The organism is Streptomyces sp. NPDC090119 (assembly GCF_044747085.1).
In the GTDB taxonomy this organism is placed as follows: Bacteria; Actinomycetota; Actinomycetes; order Streptomycetales; family Streptomycetaceae; genus Streptomyces.
Genome location: NZ_JBIVDK010000008.1, coordinates 121,736 through 146,851, shown reverse-complemented (window position 1 = coordinate 146,851; position 25,116 = coordinate 121,736). Strand labels below are relative to the sequence as shown.

Genomic DNA, 25,116 nt, shown 5'->3' with positions numbered 1-25,116 from the left:
GTGGCGGGATGGCAGTGGACTCCTTCCGGTCCGACGAGGAGCACGACGCCGGGGACCCCCGGCCGACGGGGCTGCTGGACCTGCTGAGCGTGGCCGCGGTGGTCCTGGACACCCGTGGACGCATCGTCTTCTGGACCCCGCAGGCGGAGGATCTCTTCGGCTGGTCCGCCGAGGAGGCGCTCGGTTCCGAAGCGGGAAAGCTGCTGGTCTCGCCGGGCCGGATCAAGTCGGCGGTACGGCTGTTCAGCGAGGTGCTCGCCACCGGCCAGGGCTGGGCGGGCGCCTTCCCGGTGCGGCACAAGGACGGCTCCAGCCGCCTGACGGAGTTCCGCACCATGCGGCTGCTCGACGACGAGGGCGAGGTGTACGCGCTCGGCATCGCCGCCGACCGGGGCCTGCTCCAGCGGGTGGAGACCGACCTCGCGCTGTGCGAGCGGCTGATCTACCAGTCCCCCATCGGTCTCGCCCTGCTCGATCCGGACCTGAGGTTCCTGCTGGTCAATCCGGCGCTGGAGCGGATCGACGGCATGCCCGCCGCCGAGCACGTGGGCCGGAGCCTGCGCGAGACGCTGCCGCTGACGGACATGGAGACCGTGGAGTCGGCGCTGCGCCAGGTCCTCACCACCGGCTCCCCGCTGCTGGACCAGTACCACGTGGGGCGCCCGCGCAACGATCCCGGACAGCAGCACGCCTGGTCGCTGTCCTTCTACCGCCTGGAGGACCCCGGCGGCCGGGTCCTGGGCGCCGCCGTCTCCGTCGTGGACGTCACCGAACGGCACCAGGCAGCCGGCGAAGCCGACCGGGCGCGCAGACGGCTGGCGGTCATCGCCGACGCCTCGGCGCGGATCGGCACCACCCTGGAGGTGGAGCGCACCGCCCGCGAGCTGGCCGAGGTCGCGGCGCCGGTGCTGGCGGACGTGGTCGCCGTGGACGTGCTCGACTCGGCGCTGGCCTGCCGCCGCATGAGCAGCCTGGACGACGGCCCCGAGCTGTTCCGGGCGCTCGCCCTGAAGGCGGCGCATCCCACGGTGGCGACACGCGCCGCCGATCCGCCGGGCGACCTGGCCGCCTACGCCGGGGACCGGCTGGTCACGCTGTGCGTGCACACCGGACGCCCCGTGCTGATCCCGCACGTGCAGCCCGCCGACCTGCCGCGGATCGCGCGGGACGCGGACGGCGAGGCGCTGCTGGCCGAGGCGGGCGTGCACTCGTATCTGGCGGTGCCGCTGATCGCGCACGGCGAGGTGCTGGGCGCGCTGGACCTGAAGCGGACCCGTAATCCGCTGCCGTTCGACGAGGACGACGTGGTGCTGGCCGCCGAGATCGCGGGCCGGGCCGCGGTGGCGATCGACAACGCGCGCTGGTTCCAGAGCGTGCGCAACACCGCGCTCACCCTGCAGCGGAGCCTGTTGCCCGACCACTCCCCGCGGCACACCGGCCTGGAGGTGGCCTCCCGGTACGAGCCCGCGCAGGCCACCAGCGAGGTGGGCGGCGACTGGTACGACGTGATCCCGCTGGCCGACGACCGGACCGCCCTGGTGGTGGGCGACGTGATGGGCAACGGCATCGACGCGGCCGCCACCATGGGCCGCCTGCGCACCGCGACCTGCGCCTACGCCGACCTGGACCTGGCCCCGGAGGCGGTGCTGCGGCACCTGGACCGGATCACCTGCGATCTGGAGCACTACATCGTGACCTGTCTGTACGCGGTGTACGACCCCGCCACCAACCGGTGCACGGTCGCCAACGCGGGGCATCTGCCGCCCGCGCTGGCCCGGCCGGGCCGGGCGCCGCAGTTCCTGGACCTGCCGACCGGCGCGCCGCTCGGGGTGGGCGGGGTGCCGTTCGAGGCGGCCACGGTACCGATGGAGCCCGGCGATCTGCTGGTGCTGTACACGGACGGGCTGGTGGAGACCCGGCAGCATGCCATCGACGACCGGCTGGAGACACTGCTGTCCCTGCTGGGCGAACCCGGCCCCTCCCTTGAGGAGGTCTGCGACCGCCTGGTGCACGGCCTGCGCCACCCCGACGACCACGACGACGTGGCCCTGCTGCTCGCCCGGGTGGTGGACGGATCGTAGGTGGTGGGGTGCCGTCGGTGGTGCGAGGCTTGAGTCCGCACAGGTGTTGGAGGAGGAAATCCAGGAGGGCCGATGGGACGGGACGTCCCGGCGCTCGTCTTCACCCGCGAGGACCGCCGCCGGTACCGCTTCAAGATGCAGGAGTGCCTCGACGCGTTCGCCCAGATGCTGCGCGAGTCACGGTTCGACAGCGACCGGCCGCGGGTCGGTCTGGAGATCGAGCTGAACCTCGTGGGCGCGGACGCGGAGCCCGCGATGCGCAACAGCGACGTGCTGGCGGCCATCGCGGACCCGTCCTGGTCGACGGAGCTGGGCCGGTTCAACCTGGAGATCAACGTGCCGCCGCGTCGGCTGACGGCGGGCGGTCCGGACGCCTGGGAGGACGAGATCCGGGCGGCCCTCAACCACGCCGAGGACCGGGCCCGTACGGTCGGCGCGCGGCTGGTGACGGTCGGCATCCTGCCCACGCTGCGCCAGGCGGACATCGGGGTGGCCGCGCTGTCGGAGAACCCGCGCTACCGGCTGCTCAACGACCAGGTGTTCGCGGCCCGCGGCGAGGACCTGCGCATCGAGGTGGACGGCGTGGACCGGCTGCGCACCTACGCGGACACCATCACCCCGGAGGCGGCCTGCACCAGTACACAGTTCCATCTCCAGGTATCCCCGGAGGACTTCGCGGGTTACTGGAACGCGGCGCAGGCGATCGCGGGGGTGCAGGTGGCGCTGGCGGCGAACTCGCCGTTCCTGTTCGGCAAGGAGCTGTGGCACGAGACGCGTATCCCGCTGTTCGAGCAGGCGACGGACACCCGGCCGGAGGAGATCAAGGTGCAGGGGGTGCGGCCGCGGGTGTGGTTCGGGGAGCGGTGGATCACCAGCGTCTTCGACCTGTTCGAGGAGAACCTGCGCTACTTCCCGGCCCTGCTGCCGCTGTGCGACGAACAGGACCCGGCGGAGACGCTGGACCGGGGGGACATTCCGGAGCTGGCCGAGCTGACCCTGCACAACGGCACCATCTACCGCTGGAACCGCCCGGTGTACGCGGTCGCGGACGGTCGGCCGCACGTCCGGGTGGAGAACCGGGTGCTGCCCGCGGGCCCGACCGTCGCGGACACGCTCGCCAACGGTGCCTTCTACTACGGCCTGACGCGGGCCCTGGTGGAGGAGGACCGGCCGGTGTGGTCCCGGATGTCGTTCTCGGCGGCGGAGGAGAACCTGCACACGGCGGCCCGGCACGGCATCGAGGCCCTGCTGTACTGGCCGGGCATGGGCGAGGTGCCGGTGCCGGAACTGGTTCTGCGCAGGCTGCTGCCGCTGGCGCACCGGGGTCTGGAGCTGTCCGGCATGGACGCGGCGTGGCGGGAGCCGCTGCTCGGCATCATCGAGCAGCGGTGTGTCACGGCCCGCAACGGCGCGGTGTGGCAGAAGGAGACCGTGCGGAAGCTGGAGGACACCACCCACGCGAGCCGTCATGAGGCGCTGCGCCGCATGACGGAGCTCTACATCGACTACATGCACCTCAACGCCCCGGTGCACACCTGGCCGGTGGACTGAGGCTTTGTGTTTTTCAAAGCTGTCAGGCAATGAGTTGATCTTGCGGTCCTGACCGGCGTTCGGTTCGCTCCCAGCTGGGCCAACCGTGGGCAGCGGCATGCCGGGTCAATGCCTGAGTCACGGCAGTGGTCTGGGCAGGGTTGTCGAGCAGCGCCTTCCTGGCGGTCGTCACGTCCAGTCTGGTGATCACGTCCAGGTACAGCTCCTCGAAGCCGAACTGATCGGCAGCGAGGGTGAGCAACTGAACGGCCGCAACGGTGTCGTTCCTGTCGGGGTCATCCAGTGGGCGCTGGGCAGTTCGCTGCCGGCACCCGTCTCGCGTTCCACCAGGTCGAGGAAGGCAGCCATGTCCTGGGGACGGCGGGCGGGATCGGATTGGGTGGACTGGCGTACGACCCTATGCCACGGGCCCGGTTCGGGACGGAGCGGCACATTGGCCTGCGGCCAGATCCCGGTGAGTATCCAGCCGATGAGCTGCCCGAGGCTTCAGATATCGCTGGCAGGGGTCACACCGTGGCCGTCGAGGAGGTGAGCGTCAAGCGATCACCGCGGGGGCCTCGTCGCGTCCGTGCGCGAGGCCCCCGGGTGGGGCGGCGGCGGCCGGTCAGGGCGTGCTCGCCGTCTTGTCCGGCGCCGCCTTGCCGAGCGGGGGCGCGTCGTTTTCGGAGATGTCGCCGGACTGATCGAGGCGCAGGTTGCGCACGCTGGGCACCAGTGCCGTGCCCGCGCATACGGCGGCTACCAGGACGGCCGAGGCCGCGAAGGGCAGCCTGGCGCCCCCGGCATGCAGTGCGATGGGGGCGAGGATGACGCCGAGGGGCTGCGCGGCGAGCGAGACCAGCCAGTCGTAGGAGCTGACCCGGGCGAGCACATGCTGCGGGATGACCGTTTGCACCGCCGTCTGCCAGGTGGGGTTCAGGAAGCCGAGGCCGGCCATGGCAATGCCGTACCCGGCCACGAGCACGGGCACCGGCGCCCCCACCGCGAAGAACGTCAGCGGCACGGCGTAGCTCGCCAGGACCAGGTTGCCGGCGAGGATCGGACGCCGGGGACGGGCCCGTCCGGCCAGCAGCGACCCGGCCAGCAGGCCGATGCCGCCCGCCTGTGTCACCGCGATCCAGGTGCCCTGTCCGCCCAGCCGGGTGACCGCGATGAGCGGACCGAGGGTGAGCAGCACGCTGGCGACGAGGTTCCAGGTCGCGTGCGCGATCAGGCTGATCCAGTACCAGTCGCGGGCGCGTACCTCGGTCCAGCCCTCGACCAGGCCGACGAGGATCGCGCGCTGGGCGCTGGCCGGCGTCGCCTCCCAGCTCAGGCGGACGATGAGCATCATGGTCGCGCTGACGGCGAAGGCGGCGGAATCGAGCACGAAGACCCAGCCGATGCCGACCGCCCAGATCAGCGCGCCGGCCAGGGCGGGTCCGGCCAGCTGGGAGATGCTCTTGGCCACGCCCATGAGCGAGTTGGCCTTCTGCCGCTCGGGGCCGGGGCCGGGCACCGCCCGGGTGACGAGCGCGGAGAGGTTGGAGAGGCTGACGGCCGAGGCCACTCCCGCCACCGCCTGGGCGACGGCGATCAGCGCGATCGAGGGGTGGTGGCCGACCAGTTGGACGGCGACGAATGCCTGCGTCACAACCCGGGTCAGATCGGCGCCGAAGGCCACCCAACGCGTGTTGTAGCGGTCGGCCACCACTCCGGCCAAGGGCAGCATGAGCAGCCGGGCGCCCAGGGCGCAGCCGAGCACCAAGGCCAGGGCCGTCGCCGATCCGGTCACCTCGACCACGGCGAGGCTCAGGGCGGTGGGCACCAGCGCGTCGCTGAGCGTGGACATGGTGCGACTGACAAAGAGCAGGCGGAAGTCACGAAGACGAAGTGGATGAGTCACCCGATCATTTTACTTCGACGCCGCAATATTCGGTAAAGAAATATATGGCAGCGTAATTTGTGACAGTGAAGTAGATTGGGTCCATGACCGCATCTGATTCGGTGGACGACCACCTCGACCGCTGGCTCAAGGTCCTGCCCTCCCTCGACCCCGCGGTCGAGGGAGTGGTGAAGCGGATGTGGGTGCTGATCAAGCACCTGGGTGCCACGAAGGAGGAGTCACTGGCTGCCCACGGTCTCCAGACCTTCGAGTACGTCACGCTGCACGCTCTGGCCGGCCGCGAGGGCACGGCCTCCCCTACCGAGCTGGCGACGGACCTGAAGCTGTCCCCCTCCGCGATGACCGGGCGGCTCGACGGCCTGGAACAGCGCGGTTTCGTCCGCCGCAGTCCCAGCACCGTCGACCGGCGCAGACTCGACGTGGAACTGACCGGCGAGGGCCGGGCGGCCTGGCAGGGCGCCCTGGAGATCCAGGGCCGGGAGGAGCACCGCATCCTGCGCGCGCTGTCCCCCGAGGAGCGAGAGCAGTTGGCGGATCTGCTGCGACGCGTCCTGATCGAGGCCGAACAGCGCGAGGACCCCAGCTGAGAGCCCCCGGCCCAGGGGTCACGCCCCGATGCGCGGCTGTCGCGTGAGCTGTTCGGCCAGCCACGTCCACTCGGTCGCGTACGCCTCGGCCACGTCCGCCACCAAGGGCCGTCCCGCGCAGCGAGGCGGCGGGGCTCTGGGCAAGGAATGCCATGGCGGCCTGATGTCCCGACGCGCCGTCGACCGGCCGGTTGCGTCCGTCTCGCCCCACCCGGGTGTTCCGTCCTCGACCGCCACGTCGCGGCACAGACTCGTCGCCTCCTCATCGAGTCCGACACACCGCGCCAGTTCCCCGTCCTCCGACACACGTACGCGAGTACCCAGCTTGAGGCCGGCGAGCCGACCAGGAGCGTGTCGGCGTAGCTCGGACACGCCTCGCCCCAGACCACGCTGACCCAGTGCGCTCGCTTCACGCCCGGGGCGGGCAAGCGGGGCCTCGCCACCATGGACGTGTAGTTCGGTCATGAGCCACAACCGAATGTCCCTGAGAAGTCCCCGGGCTCCCCACAGGCTCAGAGCACACCACGAAGTCGCAGGTGAGAACGGCAATCGCGCACGCCGACAACATGTACATCGACTACATGCACCTCAACGCCCCGGTGCACACCTGGCCGGTGGACTGAGACGAGGCGTCGCGTCCGCCGGTGTTCACCCGGCCGCTCTGCGCGTGCCGGGCCATCACGTCCGCAACGGCCTCACGCGGGTGGCCCGCCAAATGACCTCAGTTGGGCGTCGGGGCTGTGCGCAATTGCCCCGTGCTCTGGTCTTCGCCGGTGGACGGGGACAGTGTGATGAGTGCTTGCACCGCGGCGATCATCGCGGCGCGGTGAATCCGCAGGCGTTCCCTGTCCCAGGGCGGTTGATCCGCCAGTGACCGCAGGGCCGGAGAGGCATTGGCCCACGCGGTGGTCAGTCCGAGCAGAAGGGCCAGGACGTCGGCGGGGGCGACCGTCCCGGTGACGACGTTCTGCCGCTGAGCGCTCGCGACGGCGTCGATCTTGGGCACATAGGCGTCCACCTGAGCCGGTGTGGCGTCGGGGCGCTCCAGTTGGGCCCAGCCGGTCAGACGCAGCACCTGGGGATGTTCCAGGAGGTAGTCGAAGAGCCTGCCCGCATAGTCGGGGAGGTCGTTGGCAGCGAACGGGACGGCCTTGGCGAGGTCTGCCAGGCTGTTGGCGACGACGAGGTCGAAGAGGTCGTCCTTGTTGCCGAAGTGGACGTAGATCATGCGCTTGTTCGCCTGGGCGGCTTCGGCTATGCGGTCCACGCGGCCACCCGCGAGCCCGAACTGGGCGAACTCGTCGTACGCGGCTTTGAGCAGGCGCTTCTTGGTGGCGGTGGCATCCGGCGGCATGGGTACAGATTAGTGCGTTGCGTAACCGGACCGAGGGGGGCGCCTGCGCAGAGGGCGAACGCCCGGGGCGTGGGGCTGCGCGGTACAGCTGAAGATGCGGCGGAGCTTGCGGGCGGTAGCGTGAGAAATCGGGTGGCGATGTGCCGCGTCGCACGTCTGCGCACCGGGTGAAATGCCAGGTCAACAGCGCCGTCCACCCGTACAAGATCTGACCGTTCGTGGCCCCGATGACCCCGTGCTACGTTGTACCTATCCAGTTGGTTACCTTCCCCGTCAAGCCAGGAGCGAGATCATGAAGGCTGTTGTGATGACCGGCGCGAACCAGCCGTGGGAGGTCCAGGAGGTCCCCACCCCGGTGGCCGAGCCCGGTCAGGTACTGGTGAAGGTCCGTGCGTCGGGCATGTGTTTCACCGACGTGTGGGCGACGCGGGGCTATGGCGGGGACATCTACCCGCAGACCCCTGGCCACGAGGTCGTCGGGGAGGTCGTCGCGGTGGGCGACGGTGTGCACGGGCGTGAGGTCGGTGACCGGGTCGGTACGACCTGGGTGCAGTCGGCGTGCGGCCGCTGCGACTACTGCCGCAAGAACCTGCCGCTGACCGGCCAGACCGCGATGAACTGCGTCGCACCGCGAACCACCGGTTTCTCGGCGCAGGGCGGCCACGCCGAGTACATCGCCATCGCGGCCGGGGGCACGGTGCTGCTGCCCGACGACCTGGCGTTCGAGGACGCGGCACCGATGATGTGCGCCGGCTACACCACGTGGAGCGCCCTGCGGGATGCCGATCCGCAGCCGGGAGAGCGGATCGCCATCGTGGGCATCGGCGGGCTGGGGCACGTGGCCCTGCAGCTCGCCAAGGCGTCGGGCTTCGAGACCGTCGCCGTCACGCACTCTCCCGACAAACACGATCTGGCCGTCGAGCTGGGCGCCGACCACGTCGTCGCAGGCGGCAAGGAGCTGCATGACCTGGGCGGCGCGGACGTCCTGCTCGTCACCACCAACGCCTTCGAGGCGGCGGAAGAGGCGATGGCGGGCCTGCGGCCCGGCGGCCGCGTGGTCCTGAGCGGTCTGGACTTCACCCGGCCGTTCTCCATCTCCTCCGAGGGCATCCCGTTCCACATGATGCGCCAGAAGGTCATCGGTTCCACCCACGGCGGGCAGCACCACCTGTCCGAGGTCGTCGACCTCGCCGGCCAGGGCAAGGTCAAGCCGATCATCGAGACCTTCTCCCTCGACCAGGCCAACGAGGCGTACGACCGGCTCGCCTCGGGCAAGATGCGTTTCCGCGGCGTGTTCCTCCCGCACGGCGCCTGAACCGGCGGGCGCCTGACCGGCGCGCGTCCGCGCGACCCGCCGCCACGCGGGCCGGGGTGCCGGGCGGCGGCTCGGCGGGCCGGCACCCCGACGCCCCCGACACGGCAGGCCCGACAGTCGGCGGCGACCCGACCCGGCAGCGCCCCTCCCCCATCCGCACGATTCCAGGCCGAGACGTCCACCGTCTCCTTGACGGAACATGATCCGCATGAGCGATTCCCGAAGCACCGGCAGTACCGGTAGAGGCAAGCTCGCGCACCGGCTCATGCCGATGACCGGACGCGACCCCGAGGAGGCCCACCGGGTCGCCACACCGCTGGAGCTGCTGTTCGACCTGACTTTCGTCGTGGCGGTCGGCACCGCGGCCTCCCAGTACGCCGAACTGCTCGCCGGCGGGCATCCGGCGCAGGCCGTCGTCGCGTTCCTCCTCGCCATGTTCGCGATCAGCGTCGCCTGGATCAGCTTCAGCTGGTTCGCCTCCGCGTTCGGCACGGACGACTGGCTCTACCGGGCACTGACGATGGTGCAGATGACCGGCGTCGTCGTCTTCGCGCTCGGCATCCCCGCGATGTTCCACTCCGTCGAGGAAGGCGACCACCTGGAACTGCGCGTGATGGTCGTCGGCTACATCGTGATGCGCGTCGCCATGGTGCTCCAGTGGTGGCGCGTGTCCCGGCAGTCGCCCGCGTTCCGCAAGGTGGCCCGGGCCAACGTCGTCTGGACGCTGGTCGCCCAAGTCGGCTGGACCGTCGTGGGATTCACGCATCTGCCGCTCGTCGCAGTGATCGTCTGCGTCGTCGTGATCGGAACCCTGGAACTGCTGCTGCCGGTGCTCGCCCAGGGCGGCGCCGACACCACGCCCTGGCACCCGCACCATGTCGCCGAGCGCTACAGCCTGTTCGCCATCATCGTGCTGGGCGAGAGCGTCGTCGGCACCGCGGCCTCCTCCGGCGACCTCCTCGGCGGCCCGGACGGAACGCAGTGGACCCGCGACGCCATCGCCGTCATCGTCGCCGGCGCCGGACTGACCTTCGGGATGTGGTGGGTCTACTTCGCCACCCCCTTCGGCGACATCCTCGTCCACCGCCGCAACCGCGGATACCTCTTCGGCTACGGGCACATCCCCCTGTTCACCGGCATCGCGGGCGTCGGAGCGGGACTCCACGTGGCCGGCCTGTACATGGAACACCACGCACACCTCGGCCCCACCGCCGTCGTACTGGCCCTGGCCCTGCCCACCGGCCTCTACCTGCTCATGGTCTACCTGCTCCACACCCTGCTCCTGTCGGCGGCAGACCGCTTCCACCTCCTGCTCATCGCTCTCACCCTCGCCGTGCTCGCCGCGGCGGCACTCCTGTCGGCAGCGGGAGTCTCCGTCGCGGTGTGCCTGGTCGTGGTCATGCTCGCCCCCTACGTCACCGTGATCGGATACGAGACGATCGGGTACCGCCACCAGCAGCGGATGCTGGACGACGTGCGGTCCGGACACCGGCGAAACGGCTGACCCGACCCGCCGCCGACACGAGCCGCCCGGCAAGTGCGTGGCACCGGTTCCGTTCACGCTGCGGCACTGAGCGGCTGCCCGGCCCAGATGATCCGGCCGACGTTCTCGTCACATGACGTGGTCCGGCCGGTGTCGGTCACGACGGGCCGGAGGTGCGCGCCCCTGCGGGGGCCTGGGGCGGCCACATCTGCGGGGAAAGGAGGCCCAGGACGTAGGCGCGGGCGACGAGCGCGGGGCGGGTCGGCGCTTCGAGGAGTTGACGCAGCCGGCTCAGGTGGTAGTCCAGGGTCTGACGTGAGAGGCGCAATTCGGCGGCGATGCCGGTGTTGGTGCGACCGGCGGCGAGCAGGGTGACGATACGGAGCTGGGCGGGTGTCAGACAGGGCTGGGTCCGCTGACGTCGGCTCAGACGGGTGGCGACGGCCCACACGCCGGTCACGCGCGGCGCCGGTGTGCTGACGGTGGTCAGATGGATATGGGCCCGGCGCTGCGCCCCCTCCCCGTCGACCAGTACCGCCAGGGCGCGGGCGCTCCTGCGCCGTCCGCTGATCAGGTCCTTCCAGGCCCGGAACAGGTCGGCGTGTTCGCGTGTGTCGGCGAGGAGCGAGTCGGCGCGCACACCGGCCAGATCGGAGAGCCGGACACCGAGGACCTCCGCCGCCGCCACGCCCGCCTCGCTCACCCGTCCGTCCCGTGTCAGTCTGACGCAGGCCAGTCCGCTGTGGTCGCGCAGTGCCCTCAAGTCCGCCTCGGCGTGGTGCCGTTGGTCAGTCGCCCGGATGTAGTCGGTCACGTCGACGTAGATGCCCCCGACGCAGCGCCCGGTGCTCCAGGTGGCCGGGAAGCGGTAGCCCGCCGCGTGGGCGAGGGACCCGTCGGGGCGCCGGTAGGTGAGGGTGTGCCGCACGGACCTGCCTTCGGCCAGCACCTGTCGGTCCATGGCGAGGAAGCGGTCCACGTCGGCCGGCTCGTCCACATCGGACAGATGGCGGCCTATCACCGCGTCCCGGGTCGTCCCGTAGAGATGGGCGTAGGCGTGGTTGGCCCATACATAGCGGCCCGTGCCGTCGCGCATGAACGCGGCGGCCGGGGTGAGTTCGGCGAGGGCGCCGAACGGGTTGTGGTCGGGCGGACCCGCCGGGTGCACCGGCCACGTCCTGGACTCCGGCTCGCTCACGGCCCAACTCCTTCAACGCTGCACTGTGTGACGTTCGGTGATGCCTCGCGTGTAAGCCGTAGCACCCGGGGGAGGCGGAAGCGCCGGTCGTCCTCACTGTCTGCACCGCGTGTCCGGTAGCGCATCACCGAACCTTCACGAGGCGCGAACCCCTCCCCCGAATAAGGCATTTGCCTGAGCAGCGAACCCGCGGCCTCGGGTAGGCGGCGGGTTCGGAATGGTTCGCTTGGAAGGAGGCGGACGGCAGGCATGAGTGCTGTGGGCGTCAAGGGCCGCGACTTCGAAGGAGACGGAACCGCATGAGCCAGGTGCTGTACGTGCATGCCAAGGGCGGCCCCCCGGTGGGCCACGCGCTGGAGCGGGTGGCCGCGAGGTCCGAGGTGCACCTCCTGCTGCTGAGCGAGCTGCCCGCGGGGATGGAGGAGGACGCGGCGCGGCTGTGCGCCTCCGTGGTCGCGCCGTCCGGGGCGGAGCAGCGGGATCTGGTCGAGCTGATCACCGCCCGGGCCCGCGAGGTGAGCGCGGACGCGGTCCTCACCTTCTCCGAGTACGCCGTGGTCGCGGTGGCCGAGGCGTGCCGACGGCTCGGTCTGCGGGGTGCCGGGGCCGCCGCCGGTCTCGCCCGCGACAAGCGGCTGATGCGCGCCGCCTGGGATCGGCGCGGCGTGCCGCAGCCCAGGTTCCGTGCCGTCACCAGCCTCGCCGAACTGGAGACCGCGACTCGTGATTTGTCATGTCCCTTGCTGCTCAAGTCGGCCTGGAGCGCGGGATCGACCGCGCACCAGATCATCGACAGGCCCGAGCGGGCGCGGCAGGCGTGGAGCCGCTCGGGACAGGTGATGGCGGAGTCCGCGCTCCTGGGGTTCGCCGAACTGCATGTGCGAGGGGCTGCCGAGGACTTCATCGTCGAGGAGATCGTCACCGGACGGGCCGAGGAGTGGTTCGACGGCCCCGGCTGGGGTGACTACGTCAGCGTCGAAGGCGCCGTCGTCGACGGCGAGTTCAGGCCGGTCTGTCTCACCGGGCGCATGCCGACGGTGCCACCGTTCACCGAACGCGCCGGCATCACGCCGGCCGCCGTCGAGAGCGCGGCGCAGGACAGGATCGTGCGGCTCGCGCGGCAGGCCGTGGACGCGCTGGGGCTGGAGAACTGCGGCACCCACACGGAGATCAAACTCGGTTCGGACGGCCGGATGTGGGTCATCGAGACCGCGGCCCGGTTCGGTGGCGCGATGACCGTGCCGCAGATCGAAGAGGTCTTCGGGCTGGACCTCATAGGGATCTTCACCGACCAGATGCTCGGCCGTCCGCCCGCCTGGCCCACCCGGGCGCTGACCCCCGCGGACGCCGGGCGCGCGGCGGGGTCGCTGGTGGTGCTCGCGGTCAACGGTGACGGCACCCCGTGGGCGCGGCGGGGCCGGTGGGACTCCTCGACGGTGGTCCGCGAGGCACCGGTCGCCGCCGGCAGCACGCTGTCCGTCGTCCGGGAGAGCTCCCTGCCGGACGGCTCGCCGGTCCCGGTCTACGATCCCGCGGGCGGCGCCAACACCATGGCCGGACTGTGTCTGCTGTCGGCCGACCGGCCGCAGACCGTCGTACGCGACTTCACCGCCCTGGTGGACGCGCTGCCGGACATCCTGTCGGCGGACGCCGCCGAGGAGGTCCGCGCATGACGCTCGCACAGGACGCGGCGCCCGCACCCGAGGCGGCGGCCGACGGCACCGTCGTCGGGGCCAATCTGTCGCTGCCGCTGTTCCGCACACTGTCCGGCGTGCTCGCCGGGCACCCGTACCTGAAGGTCGTGGTGGACCGGGCCGAGGACACCTGGCATGTGCTGGACACCCGGGTGCATCCCTTCCACGTCGACTACATCGCCGCGCGCGTCCTCGGCATGACACCGCGGCAGCTCGACGCGGAGCTGGACGCCTTCAACGCCTCGGTGTACATGGCGCCGGACCGCCGGTTCCTGCTGGGAGTCCTCTCCTTGCACAGCGACGAGGACGCCGACGGTGCCGAACGCCCCTTCCTCGTGCTGGAGACGACAGAGGCGGACACCATGCACGGTGCCCTGCTCCAGGACTTCTACGACTACGTGCGGCAGCGCGTGGACGGTCGCCTCCCGCTGCTCCTCAAGCCCGCGAACCACGGCCAGGAACACGAGCTCGCCTCAGTCAGCGACGCCCGCCTCCCGCGCGTCCTGAGCCAGGAACTCTTCGGCAACCGCACCCGGACCTGCCTCAACCCGGGGGCGGCGCGGGGACGGCTGCGGTACTTCCGCAGTCAGCGGGAGTACCGCGCGGGCGCCGCGGACCTCGGCTGGTCGGACATCGTGGCCATGGCGGGCCTGCCCGACGACGTGCCCCGGGTGGCGGGCTTCATCAACACCGCCGCCACGACACCGCTTTCGCACACCAACGTGCTGGCCTCGGGCTGGGGCATCCCGAACGCGATCATCCGCGATCTGGACGCTCTCGTGGAGCGGCAGGGCCTGGACGGCGCGTGGGTGGACTACCGCGTGCGGGAAGACACCATCGCCCTGGAACGACTGGACCGCACACCGGAGTTGGAGCGGCCGGTCTGGGACGCCCAGCGCATCCACATAGAGCCCCCGCTCATCGGGGACGCGCCGGTCATGGAACTGCACCGGCTGCGCGCCGACGACCGCGACAGCTACGGCACCAAGGCCGCCAACCTCGGCGAACTGCACCACGTACTGGACAGCCGGTCCGCGGACCTGACCGCCTTCTACGCCCGCCCGCGCCCGCCACGGCCGGACCTGCTCGCCCATCTGGGAGCGCGGCTCGGCGAGCCGGGAGCGCCCCTGGAACAGCTCCGTTCCGCGGCCCTGGAACGCGTGGCCGAGACGGTCCGGGCCCCGCGGGGTGTCGCGCTGCCGTTCCATCTGCACCATCTCTACCTGACCTCGTCGCCCGCTCTCCAACAGGGCATCGGCAAACTGAAGATGGCGCTCGAACTCGATGCCACCGACATGATCGACTCGCTCGCCCTGGACCTCCAGCACCTGATGTGGAGCACCCCGGTACCCGACGAGGTGGCGCGGGCCATCACCGGATCGGTCCCGCGGTTGCTGGCCGACGGCCGCCGTCTCGTGGTGCGCTCCTCCTCCAACGCCGAGGACCTGCCGGGATTCTCGGCAGCGGGCATCTACGACTCGGTGACGACCGTGCGCGGCGAACAGCAGCTGATGTCCGCCGTCGTCCACGTCTGGGCCTCACTGCTCTCGCCGCGCAGCGTGCGGATGCGTCACCAGGTCGGTATCCCGCTCGACGACACCTACATGGGGGTGATCGTCCAGGAGTACGCGCCGGCCGACCTCGGCGGCGTCCTGGTCACCTGCAACCCCACCCGCCGGGAGGACTTCCGCAACGTGTACCTCAACTGCACCGCCGGTTCACCCGAGCGGGTGGTGGACGGCACGGCGCTGCCGCACCAGTACCTGTACAACACGGTCGAAGGCGGCGGCCGTACGGTCGCCGTCGGATCGTCGGGCACGGACCTCACGGCGGACACCCGGGCGGTGCTGGCCCGACTGGCCCTGGCGGGACGGCTGTTGCAGTCCCACTTCAGCCAGGGCGACCCGGACGGCCCCCTGGACATCGAATGGCTCATGACCGGCGAGGGGGCGTTCCATCTGGTCCAGGTACGCCCGTACGCCCGATGAGGCGCCGGACGTCCACCCCGTGGCGCCGAGCGCCCCGGGAGGACCTGACCCCAGCGGCCCGCCGGATCATCCACCTCAACAACGGGTTCCAGCTCCTGTTCAACCTGCTGTGGTGGATGCCCGTCTTCTACGCGTACCAGCGGGACGTGGGCCTGTCCGACGGCCAGATCTTCGGCATCCAGAGCATCTACTACATCGCCTTCTGCCTCTTCGAGATCCCCACCGGACTAGTCGCGGACCGCATCGGCGCCCGCAACTGCCTGTGGGCGGGCGCCGCCGTCATGACCGCGGCGAACCTGACGCCGGTGTTCTCGCCCTCCTACACCGGTTTCCTCCTCCACTTCCTGGCCATAGCCGCCGGCCGCTCCCTGGCGTCGGGGGCCGCCAGTGCCTGCCTGTACGACGGGCTGCGAGCGGAAGGGGCGGGCTCCCACTATCTCCGCGCGGAGGGCACCGCGCGTGCTCTGGGGCTGGCCGCCAAGGTGGTCTGCTGGCCGTTCGTCGGACCGCTGATGGCGCTGGCGCCTCAGTCCCCGTACGTGCTCAGCGCGGTGAGCGCGGCGTGCTCGCTCGGGTGCGCCCTCGCGCTGCCACGGACCGCCCGGCGCGACACGGGGAAGGTGACGGATTCCGGGCAGCGCGGCCCGGCGCTGCTGCGCGACACGGGCGCCGCGCTGCGGACGCTGAGGTCGTCGCCCTGGCTGGCCCTGCTCATGGTCCAGGGCGTCGGTGTCTTCACGCTGTCGCGGATCTGCCAGGTCAACCTCTTCCAGCCGGTGCTGCTGCACCACGGCATCGCGGAGAGCGGTCATGGCACGGTGCTCGCGGCGATGACGGTCGCCGAGGCGATCGCCTCGGCGCGCCCCCAGTGGCTGACGTCCCGGCTCCGTCCCACGGCCTGGGTCTCGCTGCTGAGCGTGGCGCTCGCGGCCACCCTGGCGGGCACCACCGTCGGCGGTCCGTGGGCCGTGGCCGGGCTGCTGTGCGCGTTCGCCGCGGTCACCGGCTTCTGCTACCCGGTGCAGCGCAAGCTCATCAACGACGCGATCCCCGAACACGCCCCGCGCGCCACCCTGCTGTCGGTGGAGAGCATCGTGGACCGCGGAGTGTGTGCGCTGGCCGCGGTGGCCGCGGGCGCCTATCTGGCGGCGGACCGGCTCGACACGCTGCTGTGGCAGTCGGCCGCCGTCACGTGCGCGCTGGTCCTGGTCCTGCATGTGGCACTGCGCCGCGCGCACCACGCGACGGGCAGGGCAGACGGCGTGGGGCCGGGACCCCGCAGGACGGGGCGGCTCCCGGCTCGCGGACCGGTCGCCCTGCCCGTCGACGAGGGAACGGCCCCCGGGCCCTGACCTGGAGTTCGGAGCCGCGCTTCCCCCCCTCGTTGTGATCAATCTCTTTTCAACCAGTTCGCACGGTGTCCACAGATGTAGAGGGCTGTGAGCCATGCATGGAGGCCGCGTGGGGTTGTTGTCATTTACCACCCGGGTGTGTGGCGCGGGCGCGGGCACCTGGGGTTGTCTCGGGGCAGTACCCGCCAACCGAACTCCTGTTGAGGAGAACTGATGAGTCGTGGACCCCCGATCTTCGATTTGTCATGCCCCTGCCTTTCTGGGTGTGACCTTCATGTAGCTCGCACCGGACCGTCTCCGCACGGCCGGTCAAATCCCCCCACGGAACCGGAGCTCGCATGACCTCCCGCACCACACGTCACCACACCGTCCTCGCGGCGGCCATCGCCACCGCGACCGCGGCCGCCCTGATGGGCACCGCGCTCACGGCCTCGGCCACCCCCCGGCCCACCGGCGCCTCCGGGCGACCGGCCGCCGCGCCCGTCGCGCTGTCGGCCGCCGCCCGCACCGGCCTCCTCCGGACCGCGCGGGCCGGGCTCGCCCGGACCGCCGAGGACATAGGCCTCGGCGCGAAGGAGAAGCTGGTCGTCAAGGACGTCGTCAAGGACGCCGACGGCACCGTCCACACCCGCTACGAGCGCACCTACGAGGGCCTTCCGGTGCTCGGCGGCGACCTGATCGTGCACACCTCCGAGTCCGGTGGCACCCGGGGCGTCACCAGAGCGTCGAAGGCGACGCTGAAGCTCGCAACCCTCACACCGCGGGTCGCGGCGACCACGGCACAGAAGCAGGCGCTGGGCCTCGCGAAGGACAAGGGCTCGGCGAAGGCCACCACCGACCGCGCCCCGCGCAAGGTCGTCTGGGCGGCGGGCGGCAAGTCCGTCCTCGCCTACGAGACCGTGATCGGCGGCTTCCAGGACGACGGCACACCGAACCAGCTGCACGTCGTCACCGACGCGGCCACGGGTAAGAAGCTCTTCCAGTACCAGGGCATCGAGACCGGAGTCGGGAACACCCAGTACAGCGGCAAGGTCGACCTGACCACGGCGCAGTCGGGCTCGTCGTACACCCTCACCGACGACGCCCGCGGCGGCCACAAGACGTACGACCTCGACCACAAGCAGGACGGCACCGGCACCCTGTTCTCCCAGGACAACGACACCTGGGGCGACGGGAAGACCACGAACCCCGCGACCGCCGGGGCGGACGCCGCCTACGGCGCGCAGGCGACGTGGGACTTCTACAAGGACACGTTCGGCCGCAGCGGCATCAAGAACGACGGCACGGCCGCCTACTCCCGCGTGCACTACGGCAACGCCTACGTGAACGCGTTCTGGGACGACAGCTGCTTCTGCATGACCTACGGCGACGGCACCAACGACAGCGACCCGCTGACCTCGGTCGACGTCGCCGGCCATGAGATGAGCCACGGCGTCACCTCCAACACCGCCGGTCTGGAGTACTCCGGTGAGTCGGGGGGCCTGAACGAAGCCACCAGCGACATCATGGGCACCGGCGTCGAGTTCGCCGCGAACAACAGCGCGGACCCCGGCGACTACCTCATCGGCGAGAAGATCAACATCAACGGCGACGGCAAGCCGCTGCGCTACATGGACAAGCCCAGCAAGGACGGCGGTTCCGCCGACTACTGGACCTCGTCCGTCGGCGGCGAGGACGTCCACTACTCGTCCGGCGTCGCCAACCACTTCTTCTACCTCCTCTCCGAAGGCAGCGGTGCGAAGACCATCGGCGGCGTCGACTACGACTCGCCGACCAAGGACGGCTCCACGGTGACCGGCATCGGCAGGGACAAGGCCCTCCAGATCTGGTACAAGGCGCTGACCAGCTACTTCACCTCCACCACCGACTACGCCGACGCCCGCAAGGGCACCCTGTCGGCTGCGACGGACCTCTATGGCGCCGACAGCGCCGAGTACAAGGCGGTCGAGGCCGCCTGGACCGGGGTCGACGTGCACTGAGCCGACTCGCTCCCCGCGCCGGTGAGGGGTGGCACCACAGGACCACGGTCCAGGTGCCACCCCTCCGCCGCTGCCCCCAAGCAGGCAGCTTGGTCAGGCGTTGCCGTCCGGTGGGGCGATACGGGCGAGTGCGCCGATCTCCAGTGCGGTCCACAGGGCTCCGTCGGGGCCGACGGTGATGCCGTGTGGTTCGGAGTGAGGGGTGGGCAGGTCGTGGACGGTGAGGGACCCGTCGGGGGTGAGGGCACCGACCCGGTTGGCACCCCATTCGGTGAACCATGCGGTGCCGTCGCCGTCGACGGTGATGGCGTGCGGTCGGGCGGTGCGGTCGGGCAACGGGAACTCGGTGATCTGCCCGTCGGGAGTGATCCGTCCGATCTGCCCGGCGGCGATTTCGACGAACCACAGCGCTCCGTCACGGCCTGCGGCGATCCCGACCGGCGCTGCCGCCTCCGTCGGCAGGGGGTGGAGGGTGACCGCACCGTCCATGTCGATCCGCCCAATGGCATTTGTCTGGTTGAGGGTGAACCACATACCACCGTCGTCACTGGCGGTGATCGCCGAGGGGAACGCACCGGTGACGGGCAGCGGGAACTCGGTGACGTGGCCCGTGACGGTGATACGGCCGATGCGGTCGGCGGCGGTCTCGGTGAACCACAGCGCACCGTCGGGTCCCGCCGCGATGCCGAACGGCCCGCAGCCGGGGGTGGGAATGCCGAATTCGTCGATGACACCGTCGGTGGTGATCCGCCCGATCCGGTCCGCCCGATACTGGGTGAACCACAGGGCGCCGTCCGGGCCCGGGGTGATGACGGTCGGCCCGCTGTCGGGGTCGAGCCGGTGGCTCGTCGGCTCCTCGCCGGGGACGAGCCGGCCGATCCGGCCGCTGTGGACGAGGGTGAACCACAGCGCGCCGTCCGGCCCCGTGGTGAGGGCGTAGGGTCCGGCCGTCCGGTCGGCCACCGCGTGCTCTTCGATGGATACCTGGGGCGAATGACTCAAAGAGGCTTCCCCAATCCATGCTCGGTGGCGATGCGTTCGATGTCGGCCGGGGTTCCGGCCATGATGGTGCGGGCGTGTTCGGCGACGAGGTCGGCGGGCCAGTCCCACCACGCGGCGCGCTGCAGCCGCTCGATGCCGGCGTCGTCGAACCGTTGCCGGATCGGCCTGGCCGGGTTGCCGCCGACGATCGTGTAGGGCGGCACGTCGGCGGTGACCATGGCGCCGGCCGCGATGATGGCGCCGTCGCCGATCCGTACACCGGGCATGACGGTTGCCCGGTAGCCGAACCAGACGTCGTTGCCGACGACCGTGTCGCCGCGGCTGGGCATGGCGGTGACGATGTCCAGGGTCTGCTCGGCCCAGCGGCCGCCGAACATGGTGAACGGGTATGTGGAGACCCCCATCGACGGATGCTCGGCACCGGCCATCAGGAATGTGGTCCCCGACGCGATCGCGCAGTATTTGCCGATGATGAGACGCTCCGGCCCGTAGGCGTAGAGGACGTTGCGGTGCTCGAAGTCCGTGGCACCGTCCGGGTCGTCGTAGTAGGTGTATTCACCCACGGCGATGTTCGGTGAGGTGACGAGAGGGTTGAGGAACACCACGCGTTCGTGGGCGGGCAGCGGGTGAACGGTGGTCGGGTCAGGTGACAACGTTGGGGTCCTCTGCAAGGGTTGCGTGATACGTCGAACGCGGTCGGGGGGCCGAGCGTTGCCGGGGCATGGCTCGGATGCGGCCTGACGTGGCGGGACTTCAGGCGTTCTCAAGCGCGGGGTCGGTGCCCCGGAAGAGGCGCTGGCACGGCAGTTGAACCCCGCCACGGAGTGCAGGCCGGGGAGTGCAGGCCAGGGAGTGCCCTGGCCTGCCACTGCCTCAGGGTGCCGCCGGCTGCTCCACGTGGCTGCCGTAGGGCTGTGTGATGATCTCCATGCCGTGCCCGGCCGGGTCCATGAAGTACAGGCCGCGCCCACCGTGATGGTGGTTGATCTCTCCAGGCTGCTTCAGATGCGGATCGGCGTAGTACGTGATCCCGGCCTGCTGGATTCGCGCGAAGGCCGCGTCGAACTCCCCGTCGGAGACGAGGAACGCGTAGTGCTGCGTGACGATCGACTCCGCCGGGACGGCGGCGAAGTCCAGTGTGACCCCGTTGTCGGTGGCCACGGGGACGAACGGTCCCCACTCCGTCCCGACGTCGAGCCCCAGGATGTGCGCCAGGAACTCGGCCGACTCCCGGTTGTCCCGGGCATGGATGATGGTGTGATTCAACTCGACTGACATGTGTGGAATGCCTCCGCAAGGCAATCTCACGGGCGCCTCCATGCCTCACCCAGACGGTGACCGACACGCGATGCCGTACCCGTGATCTTAAACAGCGACGCTCGCGCTGTCGAGGCGTCATCCCGGGAAGTCCGCTTCGCTGCACTTCTTCGGACACGGTGGTGAGCCACAGCCTCCTCAGCCGTGCCTCCCCGGAATCGCTGCGGTACCGCACCAGGACCGCGATCGTCCGCCCGCCCCTACGCCTTCGGCCGGTCCGCCCGGCTCTGCCCCCTGCGCTGTTCGCGGGTGCGGTCCTGCGCGGCGGACAGGCGACGGTTCTCCTCCACCACGGACAGTCCCCGGTCGGCCTTCGCCTGCTTCTTCGCCTCCTGGTGGGCTTGCGCCGCGGCGCGCGACCTCTTCTCGCGGTCCCTCGATGGGGCCGACGCACAGCGCGCACACGGCCGGGCCGCGACGGCGGGTGCCGGTATCGCCTGCCGGGCCGGTTTCGCGGCACGCTCTCGCGTCGATCCGTCCGCGCGGGTCACCGTCACCGTCACAGGCGAGGCCGGCGTCACCGTGCAGGAGCGCAGATCGTCCGGCGTCGTCCGGTGCTGCTGCGTGTGATCGGCCAGGCTGGATGCGGGCGTTGGCGGACCCGGCACCGGGTGATGCCGGCGGGCGACATCCCCGTCGGGGTGGACGGCAGGCCGTCCGAGGCGCTGACGGGTACGGAACCCGGACGCTGGTGATCAGCCGCCGGGGTGCCCGCCGTCAGGGCGCCCCAGCGCCGGGCCGAGCTTGGTCGCGATGTCGGTGAGGATCTGTACGTAGTCCTCGTGCCGGAGGGTGAACGGCAGCGCGAACGCCACCTCGTCGGCCTCGCGGAACCCCGCGTGCGCGTGCAGCCGCTCGGCGATCTCCTCGCTGGTGCCCACCAGATCCGGCGCGAACAGCAGCCGCGCCGGACCCTGCGGTGAGGCCGTGCGGGGCAGCCGGGCGGCGGCGAACTCGGCGTACCGCGCCCGCTGTTCTGCCGTCGCGGAGTCGGTCGGGATCACCACCAGACCCTGGGAGACCCGGGCCGCCGCCCCCTCGGGGTGCCGCGCGCGGAACTCCCGGATCTGGGCCGCCTGGATCGCCGCGAAGTCCAGCTGGGCGTCGGGGTCCTCGGCCTTGACCACACTGCTGGTGAGCAGGTTGACGCCCTGCTCACCGGCCCAGCGCGCCGAAGCCAGGCTGCCGCCGCCGTACCACATCCGTCGGGCGAGGCCGGGAGAGTGCGGCTGGACGACGTCGGAGTACTCCTCGAAGCCCTCGGCGCCCTTGAAGTTGGTGGCCGGCTCACCCTTGACGAAGTCGAGGAGCCGCCGCACCCGCCCGTACCCGAAGTCCTCCGCCTCGACGGAGGCCGGGTAGAGCGCCTCCTTGACCTGGTCGTAGTGGATCGGCGGTCCCGCGCTGACCCCGGGATTGAGGCGGCCACCGGAAAGCACGTCCACCGTGGCCAGGTCCTCGGCGAGGCGCAGCGGGTTCTCCCAGCCCAGCGGGATCACCGCCGTGCCCAGCTCGATGCGCCGGGTGCGCTGCGAGGCGGCCGCCAGCACGGCGACGGGCGACGAGATGCCGTACTGCAGGTGCCGGTGCCGCACCCAGGCGCTGTCGAAGCCCAGCCGCTCGCCCAGCTCGATGATCTCCAGCGTGTCGGCGTGGCCCCGGGCGGGCTCCGCCGGATCGAAGAGCCCGATCGTCAGAAACCCCAGCTTGCGCAGCGGACGTGACATGGACGCCACGGTTTCCTCCCTCACTCGGACGGGAACGAGCCTGATTCTCGCAGCCGTGTGTGACAACCGTGTGATCGGAAATGACGGCGCAACCGTCGATCACGGCCCCGAAAGGCGGGCACTTACTATCTGCGGGCGCAGGGTCGACGCGGCAACTTCCCAATACCGACTGTCAAGCCCGGTGGGGCCCTGTTCCTCGGATCAGAGCGCTACCCGGGTAGGCAAGGCATCCGGCCTCCCATAGGCGAGCACCTGAGCGAGGATTTCCCGGAACCGGGCCACATCTTGCGCTGGTGCCTCAATGACAGCTTCGATTTCGCTGTCCTCCAGCCGAAGGCTCTCCAGTGCCTCGGGGTCCAGCACGACGCGAAGGACATCGCCCTCCAGGACGGCTTCGCGCACGCAGCCATAGGCCGTCCCCTGCCCAGCTGTGACCAGGCAATGAGTGTCCATCCCCAGGGCGACCTCCTGGTCGTCGGGATCTTCCTCGCCCGCCATGAAGGACAGGATGAATCCGCTGCCGTCCTCGGCCTCGGAGAGGCCGGCTTCAGTGAAGTAGCCGTCGGGATCGATCTCAGCTCCGGCGACACGGGCGGTGAATCGGAATGTCATGAAGAGGTTCTATCAAGGCAGTCGGACAGGAAGCGGATGCGGATGTCTGCGCCACGAGGTCCACGGAGGAGCTTCTTCAGACCGTTCCTCACCGGGCCAGCGGAGCCGGTGCCGTGGCTGCTCGGATGCCGTCCTAGGCACCAGCGGCCGGGGCGGTCTGGAAGGATGTGTGGTCACGGATCATGGCCCACAGGACGTTGATGCGTCGGCGGGCGAGGGCGCGTTGGAGGCCGCGGTGGCGGCGTGGCCTGCGCAGGTTGCCGCTGACTTTTCCGGAGTCCCAAGGGACTGGGGCCTGGCGAATCCTGCGAGGCGGTCGGGGCTGGCGAAGGCGCTGAGGTCGCCGCCGGGCGCGGCGATGAACTCGGCGCCTGTGGTGGGGCCCATGCCCCGGGCATGCTGAGGATGATCTCGGCGTCCCGGTGCTGACGAAAGCGGGCTTCGATCCGGGCGTCGAGTTCGGCCGCCTCATCGTTGTGGGCAGCCACCGAGCGGGCGAGGCGGCCGACGAGCTCCTCCCCACGCAGGGCGGTCATCTGAGCCTGGGCTGCTTCCACGGCTGCGGCCGCGAGCGCGTCGGCCCTCTGGACCTTGCGGTTGCGCAGCCAGGTCTCCAGTCGCCCAACGCCCATGCGGCGGATCGCGGCCGGGGTCTGGTGAGCGGTCAGCAGGACGACGGGGCCCTTCTTCGTCAGGTCCAGGGCCCGTTCGAGCGTGGGGAAGAACTCCAGGAGCTGGGCGCGCAGGCGGTTGATCTGGCGGGTCCGGTCGTGGACGACGTCCAGGCGCCGGACGGTGAGGAGCCGCAGGTCGAGGACCATGTCGTCGCCGGGGCGGAGCATGCTGACGTCGCGGCGGATGCGGGCCTGGTCGGCGATGATGAAGGCGTCGCGGGCGTCGGTCTTGCCTTCGCCGCGGTAGGTGGTGGACGCCTGGTGGATGGTCCGGCCGGTGAGGTGGGCCACGGGCTGTCCGTGGTTGAGGAGAAGACCGATGGCCAGGGCGGCGATGCCGTTGTTGATGTCCACGGCCCACAGCACGTCGCCGGACATCTCCAGGACGTTGGCGACGAGCTGGAGCGGTTCGGTCTCGTCGTTCATCACGCGGCGGGACAGCAGCCGCTTGCCGTCGGCGTCGATCACCACGGCGTGGTGGTGCTTCTTGCCGATGTCCAGTCCGGCCCAGATCTCGGGCGCGTTCCCCTCCGCCAGCCCGTCGTCACGTCCGGTCCCGCAGACGACCTCGCCGACGTTGTCTTACGGAGCGATAGAGTCGCGATTCCCCATTGGTGGTCGAGTCGTCGCGGGGCTCCGGGCGGCTAAGTTGCCTAAGCAGTCATCTTATTTGGCGAAACCCATGTGGTGTTCGAGCTTGCCGGGGAGCGCATCCGATCTGCAGGGTGCGCCATACTCCACAAGTGACTATGCCGATCGGCCGCGTGATTCTCTTTGATGACGATCACCACATGTATGTCCTGCCGGACCAAGGCTCCGCCGAGGCGTGGTGGGAAATGCCCGACGAATACGTCTGCGGGTTCGATTCCCTGGCCAGGCCGTTGCGCATGACGGGTGAGCCACATCAGGTCACCCTCGAACTCACGGGTGCTGAACCGGCTGAGGCAGACCTGCGCCGTCTCGTCACCGACCACTACCAGCGGTTTCTGTATGGACAGGCGCCGCCCGAAGCATCCGATCTTGCAGCGTTCGTGGCAGGACTGCCGGGCGAAGGTTCGAACTCACCAAGAAGGTAAGACAGGCTAAGGCGACTCGTGCTCTACGTGCGTTTACTGCCAACTTGTCGAACATGAAGCTTTTCTGAGACTCCTTCAGGAATGTCAGTGGTTCCATCGTCGTCGCCGCCCAGGACAACTGCGGCGTCTGGGCCGTCGCCCTGGTCACCGTGGCGGCCGGTGCTCTCGGCGCCGTCCTGATGTGAAAGTCGCCCGACGAGCCTGCCAAGATCCTGACGCGTGAGCTTGGCCTTCGCTCGAC

19 protein-coding genes and 2 pseudogenes are annotated in these 25,116 nt (G+C 70.4%); 11 read left to right on the top strand and 10 right to left on the bottom strand.

Annotated features, from left to right (window positions below):
• Nucleotides 1-8: 8 nt before the first annotated feature.
• Together ACIPPM_RS29740 and ACIPPM_RS29735 are read left to right on the top strand one after the other, a co-directional pair.
• Nucleotides 9-2,081 (top strand): SpoIIE family protein phosphatase, encoded by a 2,073-nt coding sequence (locus ACIPPM_RS29740; RefSeq protein ID WP_401453347.1) that lies wholly within the window; start codon nucleotides 9-11, stop codon nucleotides 2,079-2,081.
• A gap of 72 nt (nucleotides 2,082-2,153) precedes the next feature.
• Nucleotides 2,154-3,632: a glutamate--cysteine ligase gene (locus ACIPPM_RS29735; protein WP_401453345.1), complete on the top strand. Its 1,479-nt coding sequence runs from the start codon at nucleotides 2,154-2,156 to the stop codon at nucleotides 3,630-3,632.
• 22 nt (nucleotides 3,633-3,654) lie between these two features.
• Here ACIPPM_RS29735 and ACIPPM_RS29730 read toward each other — a convergent pair whose 3' ends face one another.
• Both ACIPPM_RS29730 and ACIPPM_RS29725 read right to left on the bottom strand, forming a co-directional pair.
• Nucleotides 3,655-3,873, bottom strand: coding sequence for a hypothetical protein (locus ACIPPM_RS29730; protein WP_401453343.1), 219 nt, complete (start codon nucleotides 3,871-3,873; stop codon nucleotides 3,655-3,657).
• 363 nt (nucleotides 3,874-4,236) lie between these two features.
• Nucleotides 4,237-5,517, bottom strand: coding sequence for an MFS transporter (locus ACIPPM_RS29725; RefSeq protein ID WP_401453341.1), 1,281 nt, complete (start codon nucleotides 5,515-5,517; stop codon nucleotides 4,237-4,239).
• Nucleotides 5,518-5,600: 83 nt separating this feature from the next.
• Here ACIPPM_RS29725 and ACIPPM_RS29720 point away from each other — a divergent pair, with 83 nt between their 5' ends.
• Nucleotides 5,601-6,104 (top strand): MarR family winged helix-turn-helix transcriptional regulator, encoded by a 504-nt coding sequence (locus ACIPPM_RS29720; RefSeq protein WP_401453339.1) that lies wholly within the window; start codon nucleotides 5,601-5,603, stop codon nucleotides 6,102-6,104.
• A 721-nt stretch (nucleotides 6,105-6,825) separates the two neighbouring features.
• On the opposite strand, the gene ACIPPM_RS29715 is transcribed toward ACIPPM_RS29720, so the two are convergent.
• Complete coding sequence (locus ACIPPM_RS29715; RefSeq protein WP_401453337.1) at nucleotides 6,826-7,458, bottom strand: TetR family transcriptional regulator; 633 nt, start codon at nucleotides 7,456-7,458, stop codon at nucleotides 6,826-6,828.
• A 292-nt stretch (nucleotides 7,459-7,750) separates the two neighbouring features.
• On the opposite strand from ACIPPM_RS29715, the gene ACIPPM_RS29710 reads away from it, so the two are divergent.
• Nucleotides 7,751-8,773: an alcohol dehydrogenase catalytic domain-containing protein gene (locus ACIPPM_RS29710; protein ID WP_401453335.1), complete on the top strand. Its 1,023-nt coding sequence runs from the start codon at nucleotides 7,751-7,753 to the stop codon at nucleotides 8,771-8,773.
• A 208-nt stretch (nucleotides 8,774-8,981) separates the two neighbouring features.
• On the top strand, nucleotides 8,982-10,277 hold the full coding sequence (locus ACIPPM_RS29705) for a low temperature requirement protein A (RefSeq protein ID WP_401453333.1): 1,296 nt from the start codon (nucleotides 8,982-8,984) through the stop codon (nucleotides 10,275-10,277).
• 136 nt (nucleotides 10,278-10,413) lie between these two features.
• Here ACIPPM_RS29705 and ACIPPM_RS29700 read toward each other — a convergent pair whose 3' ends face one another.
• The gene (locus ACIPPM_RS29700) at nucleotides 10,414-11,454 is read right to left on the bottom strand and encodes a helix-turn-helix transcriptional regulator (protein ID WP_401453331.1); all 1,041 of its coding nucleotides are present in this window, start codon (nucleotides 11,452-11,454) and stop codon (nucleotides 10,414-10,416) included.
• 299 nt (nucleotides 11,455-11,753) lie between these two features.
• Between ACIPPM_RS29700 and ACIPPM_RS29695 the strand changes: the two genes are divergently transcribed.
• The 4 genes from ACIPPM_RS29695 to ACIPPM_RS29680 all read left to right on the top strand — a co-directional run bounded on the left by ACIPPM_RS29695 (nucleotide 11,754) and on the right by ACIPPM_RS29680 (nucleotide 18,467).
• Nucleotides 11,754-13,127, top strand: a complete 1,374-nt coding sequence (locus tag ACIPPM_RS29695; RefSeq protein WP_401453329.1) for an acetyl-CoA carboxylase biotin carboxylase subunit family protein — start codon at nucleotides 11,754-11,756, stop codon at nucleotides 13,125-13,127.
• On the top strand, nucleotides 13,124-15,136 hold the full coding sequence (locus tag ACIPPM_RS29690; RefSeq protein ID WP_401453327.1) for a PEP/pyruvate-binding domain-containing protein: 2,013 nt from the start codon (nucleotides 13,124-13,126) through the stop codon (nucleotides 15,134-15,136). The genes ACIPPM_RS29695 and ACIPPM_RS29690 overlap by 4 nt, the downstream gene beginning before the upstream one ends.
• The gene (locus ACIPPM_RS29685; RefSeq protein ID WP_401453325.1) at nucleotides 15,133-16,488 is read left to right on the top strand and encodes an MFS transporter; all 1,356 of its coding nucleotides are present in this window, start codon (nucleotides 15,133-15,135) and stop codon (nucleotides 16,486-16,488) included. The genes ACIPPM_RS29690 and ACIPPM_RS29685 overlap by 4 nt, the downstream gene beginning before the upstream one ends.
• Before the next feature lie 338 nt (nucleotides 16,489-16,826).
• A complete protein-coding gene (locus ACIPPM_RS29680; RefSeq protein WP_401453323.1) occupies nucleotides 16,827-18,467 on the top strand; it encodes a M4 family metallopeptidase in 1,641 nt (546 codons plus the stop codon).
• A 93-nt stretch (nucleotides 18,468-18,560) separates the two neighbouring features.
• Here ACIPPM_RS29680 and ACIPPM_RS29675 read toward each other — a convergent pair whose 3' ends face one another.
• The 3 genes from ACIPPM_RS29675 to ACIPPM_RS29665 form a co-directional block, all read right to left on the bottom strand.
• Entirely contained in the window at nucleotides 18,561-19,430 is an 870-nt protein-coding gene (locus tag ACIPPM_RS29675) for a virginiamycin B lyase (protein WP_401453321.1), read from the bottom strand.
• 35 nt (nucleotides 19,431-19,465) lie between these two features.
• The gene (locus ACIPPM_RS29670; RefSeq protein WP_401453319.1) at nucleotides 19,466-20,122 is read right to left on the bottom strand and encodes a CatB-related O-acetyltransferase; all 657 of its coding nucleotides are present in this window, start codon (nucleotides 20,120-20,122) and stop codon (nucleotides 19,466-19,468) included.
• Nucleotides 20,123-20,342: 220 nt separating this feature from the next.
• Nucleotides 20,343-20,747: a VOC family protein gene (locus tag ACIPPM_RS29665; protein WP_401453317.1), complete on the bottom strand. Its 405-nt coding sequence runs from the start codon at nucleotides 20,745-20,747 to the stop codon at nucleotides 20,343-20,345.
• Nucleotides 20,748-21,382: 635 nt separating this feature from the next.
• Between ACIPPM_RS29665 and ACIPPM_RS29660 the strand changes: the two are divergent.
• Nucleotides 21,383-21,481, top strand: a pseudogene (locus ACIPPM_RS29660) (TauD/TfdA family dioxygenase); the annotation flags it as partial.
• Here ACIPPM_RS29660 and ACIPPM_RS29655 read toward each other — a convergent pair.
• From ACIPPM_RS29655 to ACIPPM_RS29645, 3 genes and pseudogenes are all read right to left on the bottom strand, one after another.
• Nucleotides 21,482-22,522 carry an LLM class flavin-dependent oxidoreductase gene (locus ACIPPM_RS29655; RefSeq protein ID WP_401453315.1) on the bottom strand — a complete coding sequence of 347 codons (1,041 nt, stop codon included), beginning with the start codon at nucleotides 22,520-22,522 and terminating at the stop codon, nucleotides 21,482-21,484.
• 192 nt (nucleotides 22,523-22,714) lie between these two features.
• Nucleotides 22,715-23,125, bottom strand: coding sequence for a hypothetical protein (locus tag ACIPPM_RS29650; protein WP_401453313.1), 411 nt, complete (start codon nucleotides 23,123-23,125; stop codon nucleotides 22,715-22,717).
• A 133-nt stretch (nucleotides 23,126-23,258) separates the two neighbouring features.
• Nucleotides 23,259-24,336 (bottom strand): annotated as a pseudogene (locus ACIPPM_RS29645) (IS110 family transposase).
• 212 nt (nucleotides 24,337-24,548) lie between these two features.
• Here ACIPPM_RS29645 and ACIPPM_RS29640 point away from each other — a divergent pair.
• Nucleotides 24,549-24,875: a hypothetical protein gene (locus tag ACIPPM_RS29640; RefSeq protein ID WP_401453473.1), complete on the top strand. Its 327-nt coding sequence runs from the start codon at nucleotides 24,549-24,551 to the stop codon at nucleotides 24,873-24,875.
• Nucleotides 24,876-25,116: the final 241 nt, after the last annotated feature.